This is a genomic window from Hydrogenophaga sp., assembly GCF_026125825.1.
In the GTDB taxonomy this organism is placed as follows: Bacteria; Pseudomonadota; Gammaproteobacteria; order Burkholderiales; family Burkholderiaceae_C; genus Hydrogenophaga.
On record NZ_JAHCKK010000118.1, the window covers coordinates 1 to 10,536 of the forward strand.

Below are 10,536 nucleotides of genomic sequence, written 5' to 3' on the forward strand. Positions count from 1 at the left end.
CGGTGCAGACGATCGAACCCTGGCATGTCGCCTCGACAGGGCTGAGGCATGCTAAATGGCCGGGACATGTGACGGTGTTCGAGGGTGCTTTGGCGCACAGCTTTGCCGCACCCGACCCGCTGGAAGCCGCGGAGGACGAGGCAGCGGGCGGCGACAATCTGCGCGCGCCGATGCCGGGTCTCGTCAAGATGGTGAAGGCGAGCGCCGGCGAGACGGTGACCAAGGGGCAGCCGCTGCTGATCCTCGAAGCGATGAAGATGGAGCATGAGCTGCGCGCCGAAGCGCCCGGCCGTGTGCTGGAGCTGCTGTTCGCCCCGGGCGAATCGGTGCAGCAGGGCGATGTCCTGTTGCGCGCCGAGGCTGCCGCACCCACCGCCACGGCGCCCGCACCCGCTGCGCAGGAAGCCGCCAGGCCCGGGCCTGCCGCGCTCAGACCTGATCTGCAGCGGCTGCTCGACCGCGAGGCCCGCACCCGGGACGCCGCACGGCCCGAGGCGGTGGCGCGACGCCATGCCCAGGGCCTGCGGACCGCGCGCGAGAACATCGCCGACCTGTGCGACGAGGGCAGCTTCATCGAATATGGCGCGCTGGCGGTGGCCGCGCAGCGCCAGCGCCGCAGCGAGGAAGACCTGATCGCCCACACCCCGGCCGACGGCATGGTGACAGGCATCGGCTCGGTCAATGCCGCCTCGCACGGCACCGAGCGTTCGCGCACCGCCGTGATGGCCTACGACGCCACGGTGCTGGCAGGCACGCAGGGCATGCGCAACCACCAGAAGACCGATCGGCTGCTGGGCGTGGCGCTGGCGCAGCGCCTGCCCGTGGTGCTGTTCGCCGAAGGCGGCGGAGGGCGGCCGGGTGACACCGACATGCCCGTCGTCGCCGGGCTGCACGTGGGCACCTTTGCCGCGTTCGCGCGCCTTTCGGGCCAGGTGCCGGTGCTGGGCATCGTCAGCGGCCGCTGCTTCGCCGGCAACGCCGCGCTGCTGGGCTGCTGCGACGTGGTGATTGCCACGCAGGGCAGCAACATCGGCATGGGCGGCCCGGCCATGGTGGAGGGTGGCGGGCTGGGCGTGTTCCGTCCCGAGCAGATCGGCCCGAGCCCGGTGCAGCACGCCAACGGGGTGATCGACGTGCTGGTGGACGACGAGGCGCAGGCGGTGGCGGTGGCGCGGCAATACCTGTCGTTCTTCCAGGGCCCTGTCGCGGGCGGGCGGGCGCCCGACGCCCAGGCCCTGCGCGACGTGGTACCCGAAAACCGGCTGCGTGTGTACGACACCCGGGTCGCGATGGCGGGCCTGGTGGACGAAGGCAGCCTGCTGCCGCTGCGCACCGGTTTTGGCGTGGGCATCCATACGGCGTTGGCGCGCATCGATGGCCGCGCGGTAGGCCTCATGGCCAACAACCCGCTGCACCTGGGTGGCGCGATCGACGCCGACGCCGCCGACAAGGCCGCTCGGTTCATGCAGCTGTGCAACGCGCACGGCCTGCCGCTGGTGAGCCTGGTCGATACACCGGGCTTCATGGTCGGCCCGGATACCGAGGCGCGCGCCCAGGTGCGTCACGTCAGCCGCCTGTTCGTGGTGGCGGCAGACCTGCGCGTGCCCTTTTTCAGCATCGTGCTGCGCAAAGGCTACGGTCTGGGCGCCATGGGCATGACGGCGGGCGGCTTTCATTCGCCCTCGTTCACCGTGGCCTGGCCCACCGCCGAATTCGGCGCCATGGGACTGGAAGGCGCGGTGCGCCTGGGCTATCGAAAGGAGCTGGAGGCCGTGGAGAAGGGGCCGCTGCGCGATGCGCTGTTCGAGCGCCTGCTGGCGCAGCAGTACGCCAACGGCTCGGCGCTGCAGATGGCGACCACGCTGGAGATCGATGCGGTGATCGACCCCGCGCTCACGCGCGACTGGCTGGTGCGGGGGCTGGCGGGGGCCAAGGTGGCAGAGCCCCGGCCAGGGCGCTTCATCGACACCTGGTGAGGCCCACGCTGGGCCTCGGGCTCAGATCAGGTCGCCGAAGCCGGTGGTGCGCACGCCGGCACTGGGCAGCTGCGGTGCGGTCTGGTTGATGTTGATCCAGAACTCGCACACGTGCTTCATCGCGCTGAGGAACTGCGAGAACTCGGTCGGCTTGGCGATGTAGGCATTGGTGCCCGCGTCGTAGGCCCGCAGCAGGTCGCTCGGCTCGGTGGAGGAGGTGAGCACCACCACCGGGATGTGGTGCAGGTTGTCCGAGCCCTTGATTTCCCGGAGCACGCCAATGCCGTCCAGCAGCGGCATCTTCAGATCCAGCAGCACCAGCATGGGGTTGCTGCCCGAGCGGTTGGTGAAGCCGTTGCGACGGTGCAGGTAGTCCAGCGCCTGCATGCCATCCGAGACGTGCGTGACCCGCCCGTCCAGCCCGTGGCGTGCCAAGGCCAGCTTGGTCAGCTCGGCATCGTCAGGATTGTCTTCAACAAGAAGGATGGCGTCGGCGTTTTTGCTCATGGTTCCAGGGCGGCCGGCATGGAGTCGGGAGGAGACTCGAACCCATGGGCGCCTTCAAAAGGTAGCGAAAAATAGAACACACTGCCCTCTCCGAGCTGGCTTTCAGCCCAGATGGTGCCGCCGTGTCGCTCAATGATGCGCCGCGTCAGTGCCAGGCCGATGCCAGTGCCTTCAAACTCCGAGGCGCGATGCAGGCGTTGAAAGACGCCAAACAGCTTCTGGGCGTATTTTGTGTCAAAACCCACACCATTGTCACGAACAAAGAAGGTATAGCCGACAACGGGGTCCATGCTCCAGCCGACCTCGATGCGCGTTCGTTCCCGCGGACGGGTGTATTTGTAGGCATTGCCCAACAGGTTGGCCCAGACCTCGCGCAGCAAGAGCGCGTCGCCCTGCACCACAGGCAGATCCGGCGCCACCACCCAGTCGACGACCCGGCCTTCGGTGTCGTGGCCGAGCTGGCCGACCACCGCGTCCACCAGCAACGTGAAGTCCACCGCCGTGAGGTTCACGGCCGAGCGCCCCAGGCGCGAGAAGGCGAGCAGGCCATCGATGAGCTGGCTCATGTGCCGGGCCGAATTGCCGATCGTGCTCAGGTAGCGGGCGCTCACCTCGTCGCATTGGCCACCCAGGTGTTCTTCCAGCAGGCTGACGAAGCTGGAGATGTGGCGCAGGGGCGAGCGCAGGTCGTGCGACACCGAGTAGGAGAAAGACTCCAGGTCTTTGTTGGCGGCAAGCAGCTGTTCGGTGCGCTCGACCACCCGGTTCTCCAGCTCGTCGTTGATGTTGCGCATCAGGTCGTCGAGCCGCTTGGCGTCGGTCATGTCCCGGTTGACCTTGGCGAAGCCCTTGAGCTCGCCGCTGTCGTCGCGCAGTGCGATGAGCACCGAGTGCGACCAGTACTGCGATCCGTCCTTGCGGATGTGCCAGTTGTGCAGCTCGTGCTGTCCACGCGAGGCCGCCAGACGCAGCATCTGCATGGCGCTGACCTTGCCATGGTCCGGGTTGACCGGGTCGAACAGCACGCCGTAGTGGCGGCCCAGCATCTGGGTGGGGGAGTAGCCGTCCATGCGCTGCGCGCTGTCGGTCCAGTCGGTGATGACGCCATCGGCGTCCATGAAGAAGATGCAGTAGTCGCGCAGGTTGTCCACCATGAGGCGGAAGCGCTGCTCGCTTTCCAGAAGCTCCAGCGAACGCTCGCTGATGCGCTGCTCCAGTTCCTCGTTGAGGTGGACGACGCGTTCTTCGATGCGCTTGCGCTCGGTGATGTCGATGATCTGCACGAACAGGCCCTGCACCGTGCCTTCGTCATTGAAGTCGGGCAGGTAGCTCGCGCTCACGAAGATCTGCTGGCCGTCGATCGTGGGGCGCCAGGTCTCGAAATGCTGGGGCTGGCCGGCCAGCGCGGCTCTCATGCGCGGCTCGATGTCGGCCCAGACATCGGGCTTCACGCATTCGCCGATGTGCCGGCCGATGATGTACTGCGGGTCCATGCCGTAGACCCGCAGGTGCTCTGCGTTGGCGAACCGGAAATGCAGGCCCGCGTCGAGGTAGGCGATCAGGCCGGGGACGTGGTCGGTGATGGTCTGCAGGAAGCGCTGGTTGTCGCGCAGCGCCATCTCGGCCGCCTTGCGCCGCGTGATGTCCACCACCGTGGTGTTGCTGCGCAGGAACCGGCCGTCGGCATCGCGCACGGCAGACGACGAGAGCAGCGCGTGGAAGGTGCTGCCATCGCGGCGGCGCATCTCGTATTCCACGGCCTCCAGTGCGTCGTTCTTCAGGATCTTCTGCATGCGGTGCTCCAGCAGATCCGAGTGACGCGGCGCCATCATGTCGCGAAAGGCCATCTTGCCCACCACTTCCTCGCGGCGGTAGCCCAGCCAGTCGAGTTCCGTGTCGTTGATGGACACGTAGACGCCGTTGATGTCGAGCGAGTGGTAACCGCAGGGCGCGTTGTTGTAGAGGTCCTGCGACTGCTTCAGGGCGGTGTTGAGCTGGGCGTTGGCCCTGCGCACCAGGTCTTCGGAGGCCTTGCGCTGCGAGAGGTCGATCATCTGGATGATGATCCCCTGCACCTGCCCGGCGTGCCAATACGGCGTGTACTCGATGCCGGCGTAGAAGCTGTGGCCGTCGGGGAAGGTGCGCTCACCTTCGAAGCGCTGGATTTCGCCGGACAGGGCGGCGGCCAGGCTCAGGCGGGAGGCCTCGAAGTCCTGCGGGTCCGCGATCTGGCTCAGGTGCATGCCGATCAGCTGCTCGGTATCGCCCTGCACCCAGCGGGCATAGCTGGCGTTGGCAAAGCGACAGACCAGGTCGCGGTCGAAGAACGCGAGCTGCACCGGCACGCTGTTGGTGATGGCCTGCAGGAAATTGCGTTGCACCGCGAGCGCGTTCTCGGCGCCCTTGCGCTCGGTGATGTCCACCAGGGTGTTGTTGGTTCGGACGAACCGCCCCTGTTCGTCGACGACCGCGGTGCTGCTGAGCAAGGCCAGGAAGGTGCTGCCGTCGCGGCGCCGGATGGGGAACTCGGTGGATTCCAGCTTCTCGCCGCGCGTCATGCGCGCCAGGCGCTCGCTGACCAGATGCTGATGTTCGGGCGGCACGATATCGTGGAAGCGCAGCCTGCCCACGACTTCGTCGCGCGTGTAGCCAAGCCAGTCCAGCGCGGTGCGGTTGATCAGCACGAACACGCCGTCGGCGTCCACCGAGTGGTAGCCGCAGGGCGCCTGGTTGTAGAGGGCCTGGGCGTCGCGCAGGGCCTGGTGGATGCGCTCCTTGGCTTCGGCCAGCTCGTCGGTGCGCTGCCGCACGCGGGCTTCGAGTTCGGCGTTGAAGCGCTGAATCTCTTCCTGCTGCTGGTGCAGTGCGGTGATGTCGCGCGAGACCGCCAGCAGCATCACGGGCCGGTTCCGGGCATCGCAAATGGGGGTGACCACCGTGTCCCACCACTTGGGCGTGCCCTTGAACGTGTGGCCGAAGGCCACGAAGCGCGCGCTCTTGCCTTGGCGCGCGCTCTCCAGGGCTTCGCGCGAGAGCAGGGCGCCGTCATCCGGCCACCAGGTCACCCAATCGCTGTTGCGCACCTGTTCAAAATCGTCCACCTCGACCAGGCGGCAGCCCTGGGCCGTCATCTGCACCACGCGGCCTTGCAGGTCGAGGACCTTGGTGCAGTCCGGGCTGCTGGAGATGATCTGGCGGTTCAGCTCGTCCTTGATGCGCGCGTCGGCTTCCAGGGCGCGCATCGGCGTGATGTCCTGCATGAAGCCCAGCTGGCTGACAACGGCGCCGTCGGCGTCGCGCAGGGGCGCATTGCGCACCAGCACATGGACCACCTCGTTGTGCGGGCGCACCAGGCGAAACTCCACGCTGAGCGGTTCGGCCTCCGAGATGGCCCGAAACCAGTGCTTCTGCACGCGCTCCAGGTCGTCGGGGTGGACGCGGCTGAGCCAGCCGAAGTTCGGAAAGTCCGTCTTCTGCAGCGCAAACATGGCCTGGAGCTTCTCGTCCACGTGCGTGAGAACGCCCGCGTGGTCGGTGCGGAAGACGCCGATGGGGAAGACGCTGGCCAATGCCGAGAACAGCGCTTCGTACTCGATCTGGGCGGTCTGCGCGGACCGGTCCGGGGTGGCAGGTTCGAGTGCGGTTTCCAGGGGCAGCGGCAGGGTGGCCTGGCGCTTCTGATCGGGCGTGTCGGGCTGGCCGCTGAGCCGTTGCGCGTAGCTGCGGCGCAGGTGTTCGTTTTCCGCGCGCAGGGTTTCCAGCTCCAGGAGCAACGCACGCTCACGCTCCACAGCCGAATGCTCGGTTCTGTGGCTTTCTAGGCGTTTGTCCTCCGACGGGAAAAGGGTGCTCATCCGGCACAACTGTACCCCAGGGCCCCCCTTTGCCTGCGTGATATTTGACAGCTAGAAGCGCGGTAGCTCCGGGTGCGCCAAAGCGCCCGCGCGCACCAGCATCCGCCCGTATTCAGCACAACGTTGCAGGGTCGGGATGACCTTGCCCGGGTTCAGTAGTCCATTGGTATCAAAGGCCCGTTTGACGGCGAACATCTGTGCATTTTCCTCGGCCGAGAACTGCACGCACATGCTGTTGAGCTTTTCCACGCCCACGCCATGTTCGCCGGTGACCGTGCCGCCCATGGCGACGCTGGTCTCCAGGATCTCCGCGCCGAACAACTCGCAGCGGCGCAGCTGGTCGGCGTCGTTGGCGTCGAACAGGATCAGCGGATGCAGGTTGCCGTCGCCCGCATGGAACACGTTGGCGCAGCGCAGCCCATGCTTCTTCTCCATCTCGGTGATGGCCAGGAGGATGTCTGCCAGGCGCTTGCGCGGGATGGTCGAGTCCATGCACATGTAGTCGGGGCTGATGCGTCCGCTGGCCGGGAACGCGTTCTTGCGACCGCTCCAGAAACGCAGGCGCTCGGCTTCATCGCGGCTGACCGCGATGGCGGTGGCGCCGCATTGGCGCAGCACCGCGCTCATGCGGCCGATCTCTTCTTCCACCTCTTCCGGCGTGCCGTCGCTCTCGCACAGCAGGATGGCCTCGGCGCTCAGGTCGTAGCCCGCATGGACGAAATCCTCCACCGCGGCGGTCATGGGCTTGTCCATCATTTCGAGGCCGGCGGGGATGATGCCGGCCGCGATCACCGAAGCCACCGCGTCGCCGGCCTTGCGGATGTCGTCGAAGCTGGCCATGATGCAGCGCGCCAGCAACGGCTTGGGCACCAGCTTGACCGTGACCTCGGTGGTCACGGCCAGCATGCCTTCGCTGCCGATCACCAGGGGCAGCAGATCCAGGCCGGTCGCATCGAGCGCGCCGCCCCCGAACGTGACGGGATCTCCCTCGACCGTGAAGCCGCGCACCGCCAGCACGTTGTGCAGGGTCAGCCCGTACTTGAGACAGTGCACGCCGCCCGAGTTCTCCGCCACATTGCCGCCGATGGTGCAGGCGATCTGGCTGCTGGGGTCGGGCGCGTAGTACAGACCGTGCGGGGCGGCGGCTTCGGAAATCGCGAGATTGCGCACGCCCGCCTGCACGATCGCGGTGCGCGAGCGCGGGTCGATGCGCACGATGCGGTTGAACTTGGCCAGCGAGAGCGTGACGCCCATCGCGTGCGGCATGGCGCCACCCGACAGGCCGGTGCCCGCGCCGCGTGCCACCACCGGCACGCCCAGGCCGTGGCAGGCCCGGAGCACGGCGGCGACCTGGTCCTCGGTCTCGGGCAGCACCACCACCAGGGGGCGCTCGCGGTACGCGGTCAAGCCGTCGCACTCGTAGGGAACGGTGTCCTCGGCCTGCCAGAGCAGTGCGTGCGCCGGCACCACGGCCTGCAGCGAGCGCACCACATCGGCCTGCCGTTGCGCGCGCTGCAGGGAGGTGTTTTCGGCGGGAAGGGCGGGAGCGTTCATGTGGGGCCAGTGCGGGTCGGATCAAGGGCGGCTCCAGTCTAGGCGAAAGGCCCGCGCGCGGATTGAAGAAACTTGCAGCGCTTTGTGAACGCTTCGGCGGGCGGTGACGAAGGGCCCTTGAAATCGGCGCACGGCGGCATCAAGTTGTGTGCATCGCAGGACGCCTGTCGCGCCCTGGAACCTCACCACCCATCAGGAGTTTCTTGTCATGAACAGCCTCATTGCCCGCCGTGGTTTCCTCGACGACTTCTTCAACGACGTCGCGCCCGCGTTCTACGTCAAGCCGTTGCACGGCGACGGCCTGCCGGCGCAGATCCGCGTCGATGTGAAAGAGACGCCCGAGGCCTACACCTTGCAAGCCGAGGTGCCGGGCGTGTCCAAGGAAGACATTCACGTCAACGTCGACGGCAAGCAGGTGACCCTGCGCGCTGAAATCAAGCAGCAGGACAGCCAGGCCGAAGGCGGCCGGCTGCTGCGCAGCGAGCGCTATTACGGTGCCGTCTCGCGCAGCTTCCAGTTGCCGGTGGACGTGGACAACAGCGCCGCGAAAGCAAAGTACGAAAACGGTGTGCTCCTTCTGACCCTGCCGAAGAAGACCGCCGCCGCCGCCCAGCGACTGGCCATCGAGTGATCCGGCGATCCGCCGCCGGGCGGCTCAGTTCACGCTCTTCTTGAGCCACTCGGCGAACGCCGCGCATTCCCATCGCTCCATCGCGCCCGCCTGCCAGCACAGGTAATGCGCGTGCGGCGATGGGATGTTGCGCGGCGAGATGCGTTCCAACGAACCGTTCTCGATCCAGGGTGCGCCCAGCTTGAGCCGCACCAGGGCCACGCCCAGGCCTTGCGCGGCGGCATCGCACATGAGCCCGATGTCGTTGAACGACGAGCCGTCCATCGGCTCGGGCCAGTCGAGTTCGTGCGCAGCGAACCAGGTGCGCCAGGGCTCCAGCGGGCTGCGCAGCAAGGCGGCGCGCTGCAGGTCTTCCACCGAGTCGAAAGGGCCGTTCTCGCGGATGTAGGCGGGTGAGGCCAGGGGCGTCACCTCGTCTTTGAGCAGGCAGATGTGCTCCACGTCGGCGTAGCGACCCGTGCCGTAGCGCACGGTGAGGTCGGCGTCCTCGGCGACCACGTCCAGCAGCGGGATCGAGACCTGCAGCGTGAGGTCGATCTCCGGGTAGGCCTCGGTGAACTGGCGCAGCCGCGGCATGAGGATGGAGCGCGCGAAGGTGGGCGTGACGGCCAGCTTGAGCTTGCGCTTGCCCGGCGCGGTGTTCCCACCCGGGAAACGCTGCAGGATGCCCAGGCCTTCGCGCACGTGAGCGAGGTACTCGCTGCCCTCGGTGGTGAGCGAGAAGTCGGCGCGGCCGAACAGCTTGGTGCCCAGGATCTGTTCGAGTTGCCGCACGCGGTGGCTCACCGCGCTGGGCGTCACGTTCAACTCCTCCCCGGTCTGCGTCACGCTGCGCAGGCGCGCCAGCGCCTCAAAGGTCAGCAGGCACTGGATGGGAGGAATCCGGATGGTCATGGCGCCCCCAGGCTGCGCCGCTGGCGCGTGGTCGCGGCCCCCCGAGGGGATTGAGCGGCCGTGGGGCGGCCCTGCGGCATCTCGCTCACTTGAATACCACGGTCTTGTGGCCGTTGAGCAGCACGCGGTGCTCGCTGTGCCATTTCACCGCGCGCGCCAGCACCTGGCTTTCGGTGTCGCGGCCCCGCGCGGTGAGGTCTTCCACCGCGTCGGTGTGGTCCACCCGGGTCACGTCCTGTTCGATGATGGGACCTTCGTCGAGGTCGGCGGTCACATAGTGGGCGGTGGCGCCGATCAGCTTCACGCCCCGGTCGTGGGCCTGGTAGTAGGGTTTGGCGCCCTTGAAGCTGGGCAGGAAGCTGTGGTGGATGTTGATGGCCTTGCCCGAGAGTTCGCGGCACAGGTCGTTGCTGAGCACCTGCATGTACCGCGCCAGCACCACCAGTTCGGCGCCTTCGCTCTGGATGATTTCCAGCTGCCTGGCCTCGGCCTGCGGCTTGGTGGTGGCGGTCACCGGAATGTGGTGGAAGGGCACGTTGTAGCTGGCCGCCAGCTGGTAGAAATCGCGGTGGTTGCTGATGATGGCGCGGATGTCCAGCGGCAGCAGGCCGCTCTTCCAGCGGAACATCAGGTCGTTGAGGCAGTGGCCTTCCTTGCTGACGAAGATGACGGTGCGCACCGGTTCGGCCAGCGGGTGCAGCGTCCATTGCATGGCGAACGGCTCGGCGAAGAGCCGCAGGTGCAGGCGCAGGTCGTCCTGGGTGAGCTGGCCACAGGCGAACTGCACGCGCATGAAGAACAGGCCGGTGGCGTGGTCGTTGTATTGCGCGGCTTCCTCGATGTTGCCCCCGTGCTCCAGCAAGAAACCGGAAACGGCGTGCACGATGCCTGGGCGGTCCGCGCAGGACAGGGTAAGAACGTAGGTGTGATTCATGGCGTGCGAATTGTCGCAGCAAGGCGCGGTGGGCCTGGCCGAACCCGGCGCAATGGAGCCCTTCATGGCCGCAGGCGGTGACAAAATGCCGCTTCAACGCCCTTTTGCCGCAGGAGTCGCCCGCATGGCCTACAACGATCTACGCATGGACAACCAGTGGTTGCCCTTCACGCCCAACCGCAGTTT

At 67.1% G+C, this 10,536-nt stretch carries 8 protein-coding genes; 3 read left to right on the forward strand and 5 right to left on the reverse strand.

The genetic code is table 11. From position 1 onward, the window contains the following. The first annotated feature begins 2 nt into the window (after positions 1-2). On the forward strand, positions 3-1,976 hold the full coding sequence (locus KIT86_RS22425) for a carboxyl transferase domain-containing protein (protein ID WP_297402530.1): 1,974 nt from the start codon (positions 3-5) through the stop codon (positions 1,974-1,976). 21 nt (positions 1,977-1,997) lie between these two features. Here the strand turns inward: KIT86_RS22425 and KIT86_RS22430 are convergent, their stop codons facing one another. Genes KIT86_RS22430 through KIT86_RS22440 form a run of 3 tightly spaced genes read right to left on the reverse strand, consistent with a single transcriptional unit; the run spans position 1,998 to position 7,891 of the window. Beyond that, a complete protein-coding gene (locus KIT86_RS22430) occupies positions 1,998-2,483 on the reverse strand; it encodes a response regulator (RefSeq protein ID WP_291112066.1) in 486 nt (161 codons plus the stop codon). Beyond that, on the reverse strand, positions 2,480-6,337 hold the full coding sequence (locus tag KIT86_RS22435; RefSeq protein ID WP_297402532.1) for a PAS domain S-box protein: 3,858 nt from the start codon (positions 6,335-6,337) through the stop codon (positions 2,480-2,482). Before KIT86_RS22435 ends, KIT86_RS22430 begins: the two co-directional genes overlap by 4 nt. 51 nt (positions 6,338-6,388) lie before the next feature. After that, a complete protein-coding gene (locus KIT86_RS22440) occupies positions 6,389-7,891 on the reverse strand; it encodes an FAD-linked oxidase C-terminal domain-containing protein (RefSeq protein ID WP_297402534.1) in 1,503 nt (500 codons plus the stop codon). A gap of 208 nt (positions 7,892-8,099) precedes the next feature. Between KIT86_RS22440 and KIT86_RS22445 the strand changes: the two genes are divergently transcribed. Next, positions 8,100-8,522, forward strand: a complete 423-nt coding sequence (locus KIT86_RS22445) for an Hsp20/alpha crystallin family protein (RefSeq protein ID WP_297402536.1) — start codon at positions 8,100-8,102, stop codon at positions 8,520-8,522. A 24-nt stretch (positions 8,523-8,546) separates the two neighbouring features. On the opposite strand, the gene KIT86_RS22450 is transcribed toward KIT86_RS22445, so the two are convergent. Both KIT86_RS22450 and purU read right to left on the reverse strand, forming a co-directional pair. Next, on the reverse strand, positions 8,547-9,416 hold the full coding sequence (locus tag KIT86_RS22450) for a LysR substrate-binding domain-containing protein (RefSeq protein WP_297402538.1): 870 nt from the start codon (positions 9,414-9,416) through the stop codon (positions 8,547-8,549). An 85-nt stretch (positions 9,417-9,501) separates the two neighbouring features. Then, entirely contained in the window at positions 9,502-10,350 is an 849-nt protein-coding gene (purU, locus tag KIT86_RS22455; protein ID WP_297402540.1) for a formyltetrahydrofolate deformylase, read from the reverse strand. On the opposite strand from purU, the gene KIT86_RS22460 reads away from it, so the two are divergent. After that, positions 10,349-10,536, forward strand: a 188-nt coding sequence (locus KIT86_RS22460; protein ID WP_297402542.1) for a hypothetical protein, incomplete at its 3' end; no start/stop codon positions are given. The genes purU and KIT86_RS22460 overlap by 2 nt on opposite strands.